Source organism: Synechococcus sp. R6-5 (assembly GCF_047461775.1).
GTDB lineage: Bacteria > Cyanobacteriota > Cyanobacteriia > Thermostichales > Thermostichaceae > Thermostichus.
The window spans coordinates 1-15197 of record NZ_JANSHV010000131.1; the positions used below are offsets into that span (position 1 = coordinate 1).

Consider the following 15197-nt stretch of genomic DNA (forward strand, 5'->3'; position numbering starts at 1 on the left):
AGGACTCCGTCCCGCTGACGCGATCGGCAGCAGCGCTCAGGGATAACAGGTCGATGGCCAGGGGACGGATTGAGCTCAAGCCCAGGCGCTGCCTATTTTCCTCCAGGCGCCGCAGACGGTGGGGGTGGCGATCCAAAGCCCAGATTTCCCCCCGATCCTGCATGTGTTGGGCTATTTGGGTGGTCTTGCCGCCCGGAGCAGCGCAGCAGTCGATCACCCGCTCTCCCGGCTGGGGATCCAGGCAATGCACCACCTGCTGGGCACTGGCATCTTGAACGCTCCACCAACCCTGGGCAAAGCCGGGCAGGGCCGTGATGTCGCCAGCATGATCCTGAAGTCGCAAGGCACCCGGCACCTCGGAGATGGGGAGGGCAGGGATCCCGGCTGCTGCCAAGGCTTGAATGACTTTATTCACATCTGCCCGCAGCGGGTTAACCCGCAGATCTAGGTGGGGCGGTCGGTTGAACCAGGCGCACAACTGCTCGGCTTCTGCTGGCCCCAGGCGCTCCCACCATAGGCTCACCAACCAGTCGGGAAAGCTGTGCCGGATCCCCAAAGCCTGAATTGGGTCGGCTGGCAGAGTGTCCTCGAGGGGCTTGAGGGGATCCTTTCCGGCTTGATCCAGCACCTGCCGTTGATAGGCTCGCAAAATGCCGTTCACTACCCCTGTCAGGGATCCCAGCCCCATCTGGCGGGCCAATTCCACGCTGGTATGGATGGCAGCACTGGCCGGGATCTGATCCAAAAAAGCCAGTTGGTAGAGGCCGAGATGCAAAATCAGTCGCAAATCGGGGGGCTGCTTGTGGGCAGGACGCTGGGCAAAGCAATCGATCAAGGCATCGAGGGTGCGGCGACGGCGGGTAATGCCATACACCAGCTCGCTGACCAGATGCCGGTCGGCGGGGATCAGGCTGCTGTTGGCCAACAAATGCCCCAGAACCAGGTCGGCATAGGCGTTTTGGCGCTCGATTTTCTGCAAGGCCAAGAGGGCCAGTTGACGTGCGTTCATGGTCGCCCCAAAAGGTTTTCCCATTCTCCCCCCTGGGCGATACTGGAGAAGCCCCTAAGGGATCCCAATCATGCCTTACACCAGCGCCTTCTTAGAGGTGATCCCCGCCATCGACCTTCTCCAGGGCCACGCCGTGCGCCTCTACCAGGGGGATTATGCTCAGGCGGAACAGGTGGCCGATGACCCCATCCAGCAGGCCGAAGCTTGGGCGGCACAGGGTGCCCCTCGCCTGCATGTGGTCGATCTGGACGGAGCCAAAAGCGGGGATCCAGTCAACCTGCCCATCATTGAGCGCATTGTCCGCAGCCTGGCCATCCCGGTGCAGGTGGGGGGTGGGATCCGATCCCTGGAACGGGCGCGGCAGTTGCTGGAGCTGGGGGTGGATCGGGTGATCGTTGGCACCCTAGCCGTAGAGGATCCCGACACCCTGGAGGCTATGACCCAAGCCTTCCCCGGTCGGGTTTGGGTGGGGATCGACGCTCGGCAAGGGCAGGTGGCCACCCGCGGCTGGCTGAGCACCACTCCCCTGCGGGCTCCTGAGCTAGTGCAACGGGTGCAAGCCCAAGGAGCTGCCGGGATCATCTATACCGACATTAGCCGGGATGGCACCCTGGCCGGGCCCAATTTAGAACAGCTGCGCCAGATCCTAGCCGTCTCTCAAGTGCCTGTAATTGCTTCGGGAGGGATCGGCTCGCTGACCGATTTGCTGGCTTTGTTGAGCTTGCCCCGTTTGACAGGGGCCATTTTGGGCAAGGCCCTCTACTCAGGGGCGATCTCCTTGCAGGAAGCTTTGCGAGCAGTGGGGCCGGGCCGTTGGCAGGATCTGCCGCCGGAAACCGGATCCCAGTGGGCCTAGATGTCCACCTCGACGCCGAGCGGAAAGCAGCCTCAGCAATGCCATACTGGGCAAAATCGACAGGCAACTGCATGCAACCAACACTGGCCATCGGTGAAGGTTTTCCAAGACATTTTTGTTTTTTTGTTTTTCAGGTCATGTCTGTCCCTGCGCTTCGCCCTGCTGTTCGAGCTTTACAACCCGAGTTGGTGACCTGGCGCCGCCACATCCACAAGTATCCTGAGCTGGGCTTCCAGGAGAAGCAAACCGCCGCCTACATCAGCCAGCGCCTGAAAAGCTGGGGGATCCCGCACCAGACTGGCATTGCCCACACTGGCATTGTAGCCACCATTACAGGAGAAGAGCCGGGGCCAGTCTTGGCGCTGCGGGCCGACATGGATGCCCTGCCCATTCATGAGGCCAATGAAGTCGAGTACCGCTCCGCCATCCCCAACGTCATGCACGCCTGTGGCCACGACGGCCATACGGCCATTGCTATGGGCACCGCCAAGCTGCTGCAACAGCACCGTCAACACCTCAAGGGCACGGTCAAGGTCATTTTTCAACCTGCCGAAGAAGGCCCCGGCGGAGCCAAGCCCATGCTGGAGGCGGGGGTTCTGAAAAACCCGGATGTGGAAGCCATCCTCGGCCTACACCTGTGGAATAATCGCCCTCTGGGCACTATTGGCGTGAAAAGTGGCCCCTCGATGGCCTTTGCCGACCGCTTTCAGATTCAGGTGATCGGGCGAGGCGGACATGCTGCCCTTCCCCAACAAACAGTGGATGCCATTGTGGTGGGATCCCACATTGTCAATGCTTTGCAGACCATCGTCTCCCGCAGTGTGGATCCGCTGCAGCCGGCGGTGGTGACGGTGGGCCGTTTCCGGGCTGGCGATACCTTTAACGTCATTGCCCCTAGAGCTGAGATTTGGGGCACCGTGCGCAGCTTTCAGCCGGAAGTGCGGGATTTGATCTCAAAACGTATGGAAGAAATCGTTGCCGGCATTTGCCAAGCCTACGGGGCCACCTACGAGTTTCAGTACGAACGGGGCTACCCAGCGGTTTGCAACGATCCTGCTATGGTAGCGCTGGTGGAACAAGCTGCCCGCCAGGTGTTTGGCTCAGAGGCGAGGATCATCCCAGAAATGACCATGGGCGGCGAGGACGTCTCCTTTTTTCTCAACGAGGTGCCTGGCTGCTACTTTTTCCTGGGATCCGCCAACCCCGAAAGGGGCCTGAACTACCCTCACCACCACCCCCGCTTCGACTTCGATGAGGCTGCCCTTGGCATTGGGGTAGAGCTGTTCCTGCGCTGCATTGAGAACTACACCGGGCAAGCCTTGAGTTAGCGGGAAACCTCGGCTAGGGCCTGAGCAAGTCAGCGGATCCGCTGCCGGGAAGCAGCAAGGGCTTCATAGGTTCTGGGGTGGGACGGGTAGGGGCAGGATCCCCGTCGGTGGGAATGTAGAGGGGCGTTGGGTTGGGATCCCCACCGAAGGCCAGCACAAGGGCTTCCAGCAGGGCCTGTCGCTGTTGCCGGTTCAGGGATTGTACAACGGCTTTGTCTTGGGCGTAGGGGTTGACCGTGAGGCGGTCGGCACCGGGATACCGTTGGGCGATGATTGGCTCATTGGCATCGAAATAGTCTGCCAGCGTCAGTTGCCAGTCAAAGCGGTCGGTCGGGGAGCGACCGGCCACCTGCAGATGGTAAACCATCATCCGCCGCACCAAGGTATCTTCCTCAGGCGTAGGGCCGCCGTCATTGGGGTTAATGGGGGTGTAGACGTTTTCCAGCGGCAGATCCGGCAATGCCTCGTACACCCGCCGCGCCGCTTCGGGGATCAGCCGCAACTGAGCATAGGCAGGCCCGGATCCCAGTAGAACTGCAACGGCAATGCCCAGGAAGCTTGGCAAAAGGGCTTGTTTCCTCATCCTGCTCGCCCCAAAACTTGTTTCTGTGAAATGAATTGTATTGCAATCAAGCAGTGGTTTCGGATTGTAGATTTGGCAGATTCAGCGATTGAGATCAGGCCACAGTTGGAGTTTTGGGCCATTGCTAATCAATGCTGAGTCCATCCACTACCTGAGGTTGAGGACGCGGTTTGAGAGGGGCTGACTGAGCCAAGCGATCCCGCTGGTGGTGTTCTTGAGAATGCCTTTGCCAGAGGCCAAGAATATCCAACGTTTCGCCGCCATGCTGCGTGTAGCGCTGCCGCACTTTGCACAGTACAGGGGTATTGACGCACACCCCGGAGATGATCACCTGACCTTTGCTCAAGGCGGGCAATTCCTGTAACAGATCCCGTCCGGCAGCCTCGACACTGTGGCGCAAATTTTCCTGATCGGCGGGGTTGACAATTCGCATCAAAAATTGGCTCATGCATTGAGACAGAATATCCGAGTCCAACTTGCCAGGGCGTTGCGTGATCAGCCCTACTCCCAGTCCAAACTTGCGTCCTTCGCTGAGGATGGTGCGCAGCACCTGTTTGCAACGGGAAGGCTCGTGGGCAGGGGCAAACCGATGGGCCTCTTCCAGCAGAATAAAGACGGGATAGGGCAAGTAATTTTCGTCCCCCGGCTGGATCTTGCCTTTGTGGGTATTGATCCGAGCATAGTTGGCCTGGCGCAAGATGGCAGCAGCGATCACCTGCTGTTCTTCTTGGCTGATCTCATGCATTTGCAGGATGGTTACCTGCCCCGGCTCAAACAAGTCTTTGGGAGCTAGGTGTTGCAAATTGTCGAAATAGGGAGAACGGTCGATCTGTTCTAATTTCCACTCCAAAGCGGCGGCTGAGGATCCCTGGGATCCATCCTCTGCGGAATCAGCCTCGTTTACGGCATCGATTAAGTCCTGAATCGTCCAGCGGATCGGGTTAAATTGAGTTGTTTTGCGAAAGGCTTTCTCCAGAAAAGATTTCTGTCGGTCAGTGGTCTCTGGCAGCAGGGTCAGAATATCAAAGAAGTTAAGAGAAGATACACGAATCTTAATTTCCTGCGGTGAAAGAACCTTGACTTTGGGTCGGTAGCCATCTTCCCCAAAAAACTTGGGGTGGGACTGCATTTCTGCCAGCGTGTGGTATTCCCCGTGGGGATCGAAAATGAGGACGGCAGCTCGGTTTTTAGGCAAAAGCAGCTCTTCAATCAAAACCCCTGCTGTATAAGATTTGCCGGATCCTGTCCCCGCCAAAATGGCCAGATGGGTGCTGACCATTTCCTTGACGTCCAGTACTACGGGCACTGCTCCCTCATCGCGCAACAACAGGCTGCCCAAGTGAGCACCCCCAATGGCTGTTTCATCTCGTTTGTTCAAAATTGATTTCAGCAGACGATTGGAGGCCAGAAAAACCTTGGCACCGGGATCCGGAGCGCGGCGGGGGTTAATAAAGCCCATCTTCTGATTGAAATAGCCGATGACCTCGACGGTAACCGCATAGATTTCCGGATTGGGATGGGTAAAGCCCACCAGAGCCACAATGGTGCTGGGATCGATTTCGGTATCGGCAAAGATGCGATCGGGGATGTGATCCAGGAGCTGAACTTGGCTAATTTTACCCAAGATTTGCAGCGTTTGCGATTGGGGATCCTGGACTTCGTAGTAGACGAAATCGCCCACCTTTACCGCTTGGGTATTGGAAGTGATGAAAACATATTGGTTAGAGGTTTCTCCAGGCCCTTTGACGGTGCCAATTACCTCTGGAGAGTCCTCAGTTGGAGAGAGGGTGGCTTCTGGATGGTGGCCATTATCGGTGATTTTTTGGGGCATTAGCGCATCGCTCCTACAGTCATTTTCCAGGCCAATTCTTTGCTTAAGATTTGCAGAGCTCGCCGTTGAGCTGGATCGGCAAACATCGGCGTAATGTCGTTCAAGACTTGGTAGATCAAATGATTGGCAAAGTTGCCGCCGCTACTCAGCAGCAAACCATAGTAGGAAAATTGGGTTTGACCTTGGGGATCCTGGTGAAAGCGCAGGATCTCTTCCCGGCTCATGCGAAAAACCGGCGTGTTTACAGGCACCACCACGCGTGGGATCCCTTGCCGGCCACAGCGGCGCTCTTCATCCAAGGCCCCGATTAAGACCACCGAGAGTAGCGTGCGCACTTCATTCTGCAGATCGGGGGAAAAATAGGGATCCGGCTGGCTGGAAAGACGCGGCCCAGAATTGAGGAACATCGGGTTCAGAAGCTGTGTGTTGTAGACCAGACCTACGGCCCAGTGTCGCCGGTCGCTTTCTAGCTTGACAAAGCTGCCGAAGCCATAGTCATCAGGAGTCGGCGGATTTTTGACTTCTAAAGCATCGTCCACCTGCACCACGTAATCACAGTGATTGTTGGAGCGAACCACCTTTCCCAATCTCATCGAACTCGTCTCCGCTGTAATTTACTTACTGTTTTCCGGGATAGCCTTAGGTTCAGCTTTTCGCGAGCGGCCCAATCTTGCATGAGACGCAAGAAAAGGTTGCGATCCTCATTGCGGATAACGGCTATTTGATCGGCTGTCTCCAGCACATAAGGATAACCTCGCCCAATCACCACCTCACAGCGAACCAGATCCACCAACCAGTCCAACAGTCCTGCCTCATAAACCCAAACGGGTATTTCCAAGCGGGCCGGAAAGTTGTCATTGGTGCGCAGGTAAACAAACCCCACTCGCTCCCGCATTTCTTGGTAGGAGTTGAGGATCCCATCTTGGGGGTTGAGGCTGCCGCCGCGGGCACAGATGAAAAAAGGTGTGCGATCCCCCCACTCCAACCAGGGACTAAGCAGTTGCGCATCGTGAAGCTGTGGAGCTTCGGGTAGGTCAAAACAATGCTTCAGCAACGCCACCAAATCGGAAGTGTAGGTGGTGTCTATGTAGGCCACGATGGGGATCCGGCTTTGCTCGCTGGCCCGCAGAAGCTGGAGCAAACACTGCACATAAAAGTCTTGGCTTTCTGGCTCAAAGACTTCGGCAAAAGTAGCCACCAGCGCCCCGTCCAAAAAGGCCAATTTTCGGGATCCCGGTTGAGATTTTTGAATGTATTCTACAAGTCTCTCGATTTCCATTTGAAAGCGGCGCATGTTAACCATTCGCTCTTTCGGTTCGCCGCTGCTGTCGGATCCCAGGTCCCTTGGAGTCAATACATCCACTTGGATGTCTTTTTCGTACAAGCCTGCTGCGCAGTGATAATTTTCATACCAGCCAATTTGCACCAGCGCCACCGGTATTGACAGATCTTTGCTGGGATAAATCTGGGATCCATCCACGGCAAAGGTGGGAATATTTTCAATGACCGACTTCGCCCACTCACGGCTTTCTTCGTAATTGGCCCATTCCTGCTCAAAAGGGATCTTCCAATTGGAGTAGCGATCCCACTCCGCAGTAGGTAAAGCGCCTGGGAAAGGGAATGGAGCTATTTTTTCGGCAATCTCTAAGCTCGACCACTGGCGCAAGCTTTCCATAGCCTGCTTATAGTATTCTCTGCGCTCCGACAGCCTTTGATCAAAAGTGGCAAAGGCCTCCCGCTTTTGCTGCAACACTGCCAGGATCCGGTCGGCTCTAAACACCATAGGCGGGATCCCTCCCTACCGACTTGGATCCGGAGTGCCTTTCCACCCGAATAACATTTTCTGTCATTTGCTCAAAGGTATCGTCGTGGCTGATGACAAACAGCTGCTCAAAAGATCGCAGGTTGGTAATAGCCTCTGCCAGCCGCTGTCGCCGTTGGGTATCCATATTGGTGGTGGGCTCATCGAAAAAGGCAATATTTAGTTGTCCCAACACCTTGAGCAAAGCCAAGCGCACTGCCAAGGCCGCCGACATTTGCTCTCCCCCGGAAAGGCTGGCAAACCGTCGTTTGGGGCTGCCGGCTTCTTGAACGCGGATCTCATAATCGGCTTCCCAGGTCAGGGTGACGTTGGGACGGTTGAGAATTTCTCGGAAGAGGTGATCGGCAGTATGGTTGATCTGCTGCAGGTAGTATTGGGTAATTTGAGGGCCGGCTTTTCTATAGGTATCTCGGCTAAACTTGATAAAGCGGTGTAGGCGTTCTTTCTCAGTTTTTTCTGCCTCGACTTGCTTTAAGCTTGCCTTGGTCTGTTCCAATTGCCGCAACTTTTCCTCAATTTTGCTCAGTTGAGGAGCTAGGCTCTCCAGTCGGGCCTGGGCTTCGGCTTTTTGAATTTCGGTGGCCTGCAGAAGGGATCGAAGGCGCTCATGCTCCTGCGGTTGATACAGAGCAGCCAAGGGATCCCGTGCTGCGCGAAGTTGGGAAAGCTGAGTTTGCAGTTGCTGCCGCTGGGCGTTTAGCTCGGCCAGTTCCTGTTCCCGCTGGGGAAGCAATTGGGCAATGGGTTCTGCCTGCAGATAGCGCTCGTGATCTAAACGGTATCGTTCGCGTTCTTCCTGCAGGGATCCCAGCTCTCGATCCAGATGCTCCGTTTGGCATAGGGCCTCCTCGATAGGGTTGAGTGCGGCCTGTAAATCCTGAAGCTGCTGCAGGCAGTCGGCCTGCATTTGTAAATACTGCTTCTCCTGTTTTAGCTCTGCTTTGAGCCGTTCGGCTTGACTTCTGGGATCCCCCAGAGATTTTAAGGTTTTGGCGGCTTTTTCAATTTGGGCTTGCAGGTCATCTTTGGATCCCTCTGTTTGTTCCCAGCGGTCGATCTGGGCTTGTTTTTCTTGCTTGGCTTTCTGGATTTGATCTAGGGCCAACTGGGCCGCTTGGAGTTCATCTTGCCGTCGGGGCAAACTTTGGGCAAGAGGCTGCATGCGGATAAAGGTCTCGTAGTTGTTGCGGTGCCGGCCTTGTTCTTCCCGCAAAGCTGCAATTCTTTCATCCAGATCTGAAAGCGGTTGCAGCTGCTCTTCTAGGGCTTGTATCTGCTGTTGGAGTTGCTGAACATGGGCCGCTATTTGTTGATATTCTTGCTCAACCCTAGACTTGCGGCTGAGATCTCTTTCCAAGCGCTGGATTTGCCCTCTGGGATCCCCCAGTTCTTGCAGCGCCTGGCCAATTTCCTGTTGTTGCCGAAGGAAGGTGGGCTCAGCCTCAAGATCCCAGTGAAGATCATCAATTCTGCTTTGTCGTTCGGCTTGCAACTGCAGCAGTTGCTGAATTTGGGCTTGTAAATCGGGTATTTGTGCGGTTAGGCCGAGCAAGGGTTGCAAAGTCCTGAGTTGTTTTTGGATGTTGGACAACTGCTGACGAAGTTGGGGCTCGGAAGTTTGGGGAGCCAGATCCTGCAAAATCTGATGGATGGACTGGAGCAACTGTTGGCTGAGTGCTGAAGATCGAGTGAGTACCTCTGGGATCCGCTGCCACAGAGATTGAAGTTGGGGATAGTTGTGTCGCTGCGCTTCCAATTCGTCCAGAAGTTGCCGGATGCTGTGATGGTGTTGAGCCAATTGATCCGAGCCCTGCTCAAAAAGGGCTTGTAGCTCCTGTTGAAATTGACGAGCTGCGGCAATGCGGCTGAGCTGAGTTTGCAATCGCTCCTGTTGAGTTTCGAGCGCAGGAATGGCGGCTACCCGCTCCAAATCCGCCTGCCGTTGTCTCAGTTGGAGCTGCAGTTGTTGCAATTGGACTTGGCCTTGTTCCTGCTCCGTTTCCCGTTGTTTGAGTTCAAGGCGCAGAGCCTGAAAGGAAGCCAACTTCTCGCCAAGTTGGGAGTGGCGCTGCTCCAGGGAGGCCTGCCGTTCACACAGGGGTTGCAGCTCAAGTTTTTCCGCCTCCATTTTTTGGAAGATCTGGAGTTGTTGCTGATATTCGGATCCCTGCAGCTCCAATCGATGCAGTTGATGTTGCAAAGTTTCCCGTTGAGCCAGTAAAGTTTGTCGGGTTCGCCGCAGCGCTTCCTGCTCTGCAATGAGGGTTTCCAACTGCAAATAACGGTTGTAGGTCAATTGATGCTGCCGACATATGGCCTGGGCCTGTTCAGCTTCTTGCACTCGGCTTTGTAGCAGTTGACAGCGCTCGGCGTGGGCTGTCCATTCTGCCTGGATCTGTTCCCATTCGCGGTGCAGGTGTAGCAACGTGTTGAGCTGTTGAGTCCAATAGGTCTGCTGACGCTCTAGCTCCTCTTGGGCCTGAATTTGCGGGGTTAGCTCCTCTAGCTCCTGCTTCCAGCGCTGCTGTTGGCTTAACTTTTCTTGAAGTCTTGCCAATTGGTTTTCGATATGCTGCTTTTGCGAGAGCAAAGCATCCCGCTGTTTCAGCCACTCCAAGCGTTGCTGTTGCTGTTTTTCCAGCTCCCGCAAGCGAGCTTCTGTGGCCAAAAAATGCTGAGATCCCTCCCAGTATTGCTGTTGCTGCGCTTGAGCTTGCCTGGCCTCTGCCCATAACTTTTCTGCCTGCTCAAGAGATACCTGAAGCAGGGATCCCTTTTGCTCCAGTTGGGCAATCTGGTGATCTAAAGTTTGGATTTGCTCAAGCCATTTCTCCAGTCGCTCGATCTCAAGCTTAACCTGATCCAGAGTGTGGATCGATTGACTCAAGCGCTCTTGCCAATAACTCAGTTCTTGTTGGATTTTCTGCCGCTCCGCTTGCAGCGGATCCCACTCCTGTAGCTGTTGGCGGAGCAATTCAATTTGATGATTAATGGCCTGAATCTGCGCCTCACTGTATTTTTCGACCGCCAACAGGTCTTTGGCTACCTGCTGGTACTCTTCCACCTTTAAGATGCGATCGAAAACTTCTTTGCGATCTCGACCGGTTTTGAGAAAGTCTGCTGTGAAAGTCCCTTGGGGCACCCCAATCGTTGTGGCAAAGAGCCGCGCCAGGTCGGTACCGGCAGGTACGCCCAAATGTTGCCTCAGCCACGGCAGCACATCGGACTTGCGCTCATACTCTAGGCGCTGCTTCAGCTGGGGATCAAAGAGACGATATCCCTGCGTTACGCTGCGGCGAACATCGTAGGTGCGCTGATCCCATTGGGAGATAAATTGCACAGTCACCACTGCGTCGTTGGCACCGGAGCGGATGATTTCTTCTTGGCTGTAGGGACAGTAGTCGAACAAAACCCAGGCAATGGCCTCTAAAATGCTGGTCTTGCCCGCTCCGTTTTCTCCGCAAATGGCGTTAATACCTGGCTCAAACGTGAAGACGGCATCCTCATGAGATTTGAAGTTTTGTAAAGCGAGAGAGAGGATCCGCATAATCAGTCTTCTGCTCCCCATTCGCGACAGCGATGCGGAGCATCAAAAGCTCCCCTTAGGTGAGCATACACTTCAGATTCTCCTTGCCCATCCAAAACCTTTTCTTTAAGATCCAGAAGCAGCCGCGCTAGCTCTTCACTGCGTTTGCGGTAGTGGGCATGGCTGCTCAGCAGATCCCTGTAGATTTTCTCTTCGATTTGTAGCCTCTGCCCCTCTTCTTCCAAGGAAAGGGCAGCCGACCCGAGCTCTAAAGTATTGGCCTCAAAACGAAACAGAACCAGCAAGGCGCCGGTAAGCTGCTGAATTTGACACTGTAGGGCGCGGCTATCCAGCTCATGCTTGGCGAACCCCACCTGTCCCACCAGCCGCAACTCCACCATCGGCTCCATCTCACTTTCCTGAAAACGGGATCCCTTAGCCAAGGCAATGGCTGCTGCGGCAATCTGTTCGGGGGTTTCTCTGCCCTTGGCCTCCAGATAGAGCCGGCGGCGGGGCCGCTGATGGTAATCCTGCACCAACTCCGCTTGGGGTGGGCCATCTCCCCAGCGGACGCGATAGGCCCCCCGTTGGAAGTCCCATTCGGCAGTGCTGTTGGCCTCCAGGGATCCCGGGTTGAAGATCCACCCCCCCTCGGAATAGCTTTTGTGAATGTGTCCCAAGGCCAGGTAGCCCACCCCCGCCTCCCGCAGGGGCAGCAGATCTTTGTAGCGCAGAGCGCCTTGGTAACGGGCAATTTGGCCCTCTAGACCGTGGTGGAACATCAACACCACCCGTTCTGGGCCGGGGGGCAACCGTCGAATGGCCGCCGCCAACTGCTCAATCGACCGAGGGGCTGCCGATCCGTACCACTGGGATCCAATCACCCGCACCCCACAGGGCAGGTCTAGGTAGCCCCCCCGCCCACCCGCCCAGGGACGCAACTCCAGGCCCTCTTCCCCTGCTTCCGGCTCTAGCAGGATCAACTCCCCGTGATCGGCTAAGTACCTCAGCCAACTGGTTTTCACGCCATAGGGACGGTTGTCGTGGTTGCCCTCGATGGCCAACACCGGAATCCCGGCCTGCTGCAGCTCCCGCAAGACGATCTGGGCTTGGTTGAGAACGCCGGGCTGAATCTGCCGATGCTCGAACAGATCTCCGGCGATGAGCACAAAGTCCACCGGATCCTGAATGGCATAGCGCCGGACAACATCCCGAAAAGCCAAAAAGAAGTCCTTGCTCCGCTCCGGGCTGTCGTAGCGGTCATAGCCCAGATGCACATCGGCCAGGTGTAAAAATGTGCAGGTTGAGCAGGCCATCCCCAGAGCACCTCGGCAAATTGTCCACAGTTTAGCAAACCCATCTTGTTCCCTACCCAAGATATAGGGATCCCTTCCTCTCAATCATCGGGTTCGCCCCGGCTATCTCCACTAGGGGTAGGTGCCGGCTGAGGATCTGAAATGGGCAGCTGCCCTGCCATCCAGAACGGCGAGAGTTCCCTAAGTGGAATTGATCAAATCCGCAATATTGTGCTTCATCTTGTTGCAAATGTTATCGAGGGGCAGATCGTTGGGATCCCGGCCGAAGGGGTTTTCAATTTCGATGCCGATCTCTTCAACGCCAAACAACATAAAGCTCAGCCATCCCACAATGGGGCCGGTCATCCAACCCAAGCCCTCCACCATTTGAAACGGTAAAGACAAACAGTAAAGCAACAGCAACTGCTTCAAGTGCAGGGCATAAGCCATCGGCATTGGGGTCATGAGAATGCGCTCACAGGCCCCCAGCGCATCCACCATGCTGTTGAGCCGCTCCACCATGATCGTGAGCTGGTAGACCTCAACGCGGCCCTTTTGGTATTGGCGCTGCAGATAATCTCCAATCCAAAAGGCAATCTGCAAAGGGGGATGGTTGAGGCTTTGGAGACGTTGCAACTGCTCCGGGCTGAGGAGGGGCTGAATCTCATCCAGCAAAGGTTCCTGGCGCAGGTGCTGTTTCATGGCCATGGCAAAGGCGGGCAACAGATATAGAGTTTGGATCTTCTCTTCCCGGTCGCCGGGTTGCTTTTCTTCAATGGCTACCCAAATCAGGCGGGCCAAATTGCGCACGTCATTCACCACGGATCCCCAAGCTTTCCGCCCCTCCCAAAACCGTTCGTAGGCGGTGTTTGTCCGAAACACCAGCATCAAATCCAAAACGATGTTGGGCACAAACGCCACCAACGACGACAGCGCCAGGGGCAGCCCCAGCTTATACAGAATCGAAACCAGCACCCCGGCCAAGCCGCAGATAAAGGCGCGGGGCAGCACTGCCGGCACAACTGATCCTTGCAACTGCAGGGCCAGGCGAAACCAACGCAGCCCCTCTCCTGCAAGATACTTGCGAAGAACCATAGTGCAGCGTCGGCAAGCTTGCCCTCTGATCCTACAGCCACTCCTACAGCCACGGCCTGCCGCCCTAGAGGGGATCCCTTGCCCGCCTATCCTGAAAAGCGACAAGGGTGGCCTGTTGGAGATTTTTCAGCTGGAGATTCTGAGATTCTGTAAACGTCAAGAGATGCCCAGGCAAACTTCACGAACAACTTCCAAAACCCCAAGTTACTGTGGTAGACTCTCCGCCAGGCAACGAATTCAACGCTGTTCTGCGACGCCCCAACATGGCTGGAGTCCTCAAGCTCGACATTCAGGAATCGGCTGAAGAGCTCAAATCTCTACTTGGCAAGCAGTCCACACCGACCGGCAAGGAGCGGGTTCAAGCTCTTTACCTGCTCAAGATTGGGAAAGTCAAGACGATGACAGGCTTGGCTGAAATTCTGGGGCGGGACATCTCAACGATTTTTCGATGGTTTCAACGCTACAAGGCCAAGGGGCTAGAGGGCATGTTGACGGTGCCCCGCAACCAAGGGCGCAAACCCCTCATCCCCAAGTCGGTTTTGGAAATCCTTAAGCAGGAGCTGCATCAGCCTGGCCGATTCCGTACCTACAGCGACATTCGCGAATGGCTGCGGGAAACGCACGGTGTGGATGCCTCCTATAAGGTCGTTCACGAAACGGTTCGCTACCGTCTCAAGGTGCGCTTGCGGGGATCCCATGCTAAGCGGCGCAAGAGCGGGGGACAAACTCCCCAGCCATCCCCCCATCTCTCTTGATCTCTTGATCAGGTGATCTCTTGATCAGGGCTGGGCAGCAGGGATCCAAAAACTGCTCTGCAGCAGAGGCGGGCCTGTGGGGGATTCGCTTCCTCCTGCCGGTTCGAGGGTGATGAGAAGGCGGGTCGGCTGCTCAGAATGGAGGGGTTGACTGAGCCACTGCAGGGATCCTTCCGCGTTGACGGCAAAGGTGCCGGCGTTTTCCAGCAGTCGTCCCCCTCCCTGGATCTCCGACTCCAGCCACAGTTGATAGGTGCTCCCTGGGGGGGCGGGAGCCATCTCCGAGGCCAAGAGCAGCACCTGCTTGGCATGGGGCGACCAGAGGGCTTGCACCAACAGGGGAGTGCTGAAGCTGGGATCCCGCAGCAGGGTTCGCTGCACTTGCGGCTGTCGTTGCCACTCTTGATAGAGCTGTTGAAGCGCCGCTGACTCTCCCTCGATGGGGGATCCCCACTGCCAGCGCAGCCGCCAGTAGGCCGCTGTTATGGCTACCGCGTAGATCCCCAATACCGCCAGGCTGCCCCAGAGAAGACGTTGCGGCCACAGGGGAGCCGAAGTTTGAATGGAGAGGGGGGCAGGTAGCCAAGCCCAACGCCGCAGCCGTTCCCTAGCCTGAAAGGCTGTCAACTCGTAGAGCCACAGAGCCACTGAGCGATCCCGCTGCAGGTCAAAGGCATTGGCGTGTTTCCAGCAGAACTCGAACACCTGCCGCACCACCTCTTCCGCCTGGTGAGGTTGCTTGAGAATGGCCAAGGCAATATCCAGCAGGCGCTTCTGATAGCGATCCTTGAGCAAAAAGTGGCTGCGGCGATCCCGCAGTTGGATCTGGCGCATTAATTGGAAATCGGTCAGCTCAGCCATACCACCTCTGGGGCATCCGATGGGCCCATCTAGGCTGATCCTGGCTCAGCCGGTAGCGCCGGGCCGGGAAACTTTCCAGAACTATACACTAGCCCTGGATCCGGCTCCCTTGCGAGCTGACTTCACCTCTCATCCAAAGCTGGCTTGGATCCCCCCTCTCAACAGTTCCGGCAGCAGGCCCCTTGCAGGAGTTGGGATCCCACCGACTTCCGAAGGAGACAACTGGAATGGACAGC

The 15197-nt window shown here is 56.1% G+C and carries 12 protein-coding genes; 3 read left to right on the forward strand and 9 right to left on the reverse strand.

Translation table 11 applies throughout. The features are described 5' to 3' along the window. Positions 1 to 1009: 16S rRNA (cytosine(967)-C(5))-methyltransferase RsmB (rsmB, locus tag NW818_RS07740; protein WP_414424240.1), on the reverse strand; the 1009-nt coding region annotated here is incomplete at its 3' end. A 70-nt stretch (positions 1010 to 1079) separates the two neighbouring features. Here rsmB and hisA point away from each other — a divergent pair. Both hisA and NW818_RS07750 read left to right on the forward strand, forming a co-directional pair. Next, on the forward strand, positions 1080 to 1865 hold the full coding sequence (gene hisA / locus NW818_RS07745) for a 1-(5-phosphoribosyl)-5-[(5-phosphoribosylamino)methylideneamino]imidazole-4-carboxamide isomerase (protein WP_414424241.1): 786 nt from the start codon (positions 1080 to 1082) through the stop codon (positions 1863 to 1865). 137 nt (positions 1866 to 2002) lie between these two features. Continuing rightward, positions 2003 to 3193, forward strand: a complete 1191-nt coding sequence (locus NW818_RS07750) for a M20 metallopeptidase family protein (RefSeq protein WP_414424242.1) — start codon at positions 2003 to 2005, stop codon at positions 3191 to 3193. A gap of 13 nt (positions 3194 to 3206) precedes the next feature. Here NW818_RS07750 and NW818_RS07755 read toward each other — a convergent pair whose 3' ends face one another. From NW818_RS07755 to NW818_RS07785, 7 genes are all read right to left on the reverse strand, one after another. Further along, positions 3207 to 3758: a hypothetical protein gene (locus tag NW818_RS07755; RefSeq protein ID WP_414412580.1), complete on the reverse strand. Its 552-nt coding sequence runs from the start codon at positions 3756 to 3758 to the stop codon at positions 3207 to 3209. Positions 3759 to 3900: 142 nt separating this feature from the next. Further along, the gene (locus NW818_RS07760; protein WP_414406527.1) at positions 3901 to 5607 is read right to left on the reverse strand and encodes an ATP-binding protein; all 1707 of its coding nucleotides are present in this window, start codon (positions 5605 to 5607) and stop codon (positions 3901 to 3903) included. After that, positions 5607 to 6200 (reverse strand): hypothetical protein, encoded by a 594-nt coding sequence (locus tag NW818_RS07765; RefSeq protein ID WP_414341843.1) that lies wholly within the window; start codon positions 6198 to 6200, stop codon positions 5607 to 5609. Before NW818_RS07765 ends, NW818_RS07760 begins: the two co-directional genes overlap by 1 nt. Further along, on the reverse strand, positions 6197 to 7390 hold the full coding sequence (locus NW818_RS07770) for a DNA double-strand break repair nuclease NurA (RefSeq protein ID WP_414424243.1): 1194 nt from the start codon (positions 7388 to 7390) through the stop codon (positions 6197 to 6199). Before NW818_RS07770 ends, NW818_RS07765 begins: the two co-directional genes overlap by 4 nt. Next, entirely contained in the window at positions 7380 to 10976 is a 3597-nt protein-coding gene (locus NW818_RS07775) for an AAA family ATPase (protein ID WP_414424244.1), read from the reverse strand. The genes NW818_RS07770 and NW818_RS07775 overlap by 11 nt, the downstream gene beginning before the upstream one ends. 2 nt (positions 10977 to 10978) lie before the next feature. Continuing rightward, the gene (locus NW818_RS07780; protein ID WP_414424245.1) at positions 10979 to 12271 is read right to left on the reverse strand and encodes a metallophosphoesterase family protein; all 1293 of its coding nucleotides are present in this window, start codon (positions 12269 to 12271) and stop codon (positions 10979 to 10981) included. A 180-nt stretch (positions 12272 to 12451) separates the two neighbouring features. Continuing rightward, entirely contained in the window at positions 12452 to 13345 is an 894-nt protein-coding gene (locus tag NW818_RS07785) for a bestrophin family protein (RefSeq protein ID WP_414424246.1), read from the reverse strand. Positions 13346 to 13554: 209 nt separating this feature from the next. Between NW818_RS07785 and NW818_RS07790 the strand changes: the two genes are divergently transcribed. Further along, on the forward strand, positions 13555 to 14100 hold the full coding sequence (locus NW818_RS07790) for a helix-turn-helix domain-containing protein (RefSeq protein ID WP_414424247.1): 546 nt from the start codon (positions 13555 to 13557) through the stop codon (positions 14098 to 14100). 24 nt (positions 14101 to 14124) lie between these two features. Here the strand turns inward: NW818_RS07790 and NW818_RS07795 are convergent, their stop codons facing one another. Continuing rightward, positions 14125 to 14961, reverse strand: a complete 837-nt coding sequence (locus NW818_RS07795; RefSeq protein ID WP_414424248.1) for an anti-sigma factor domain-containing protein — start codon at positions 14959 to 14961, stop codon at positions 14125 to 14127. Positions 14962 to 15197: the final 236 nt, after the last annotated feature.

Coding starts and splice junctions, on each gene's coding strand:
- NW818_RS07780 (WP_414424245.1), bottom strand. CDS start 12,271: ATGGCCTGCTCAACCTGCACATTTTTACACCTGGCCGATGTGCATCTG.
- NW818_RS07760 (WP_414406527.1), bottom strand. CDS start 5,607: ATGCCCCAAAAAATCACCGATAATGGCCACCATCCAGAAGCCACCCTC.
- NW818_RS07770 (WP_414424243.1), bottom strand. CDS start 7,390: ATGGTGTTTAGAGCCGACCGGATCCTGGCAGTGTTGCAGCAAAAGCGG.
- NW818_RS07785 (WP_414424246.1), bottom strand. CDS start 13,345: ATGGTTCTTCGCAAGTATCTTGCAGGAGAGGGGCTGCGTTGGTTTCGC.
- NW818_RS07795 (WP_414424248.1), bottom strand. CDS start 14,961: ATGGCTGAGCTGACCGATTTCCAATTAATGCGCCAGATCCAACTGCGG.
- NW818_RS07775 (WP_414424244.1), bottom strand. CDS start 10,976: ATGCGGATCCTCTCTCTCGCTTTACAAAACTTCAAATCTCATGAGGAT.
- NW818_RS07750 (WP_414424242.1), top strand. CDS start 2,003: ATGTCTGTCCCTGCGCTTCGCCCTGCTGTTCGAGCTTTACAACCCGAG.
- hisA (WP_414424241.1), top strand. CDS start 1,080: ATGCCTTACACCAGCGCCTTCTTAGAGGTGATCCCCGCCATCGACCTT.
- NW818_RS07765 (WP_414341843.1), bottom strand. CDS start 6,200: ATGAGATTGGGAAAGGTGGTTCGCTCCAACAATCACTGTGATTACGTG.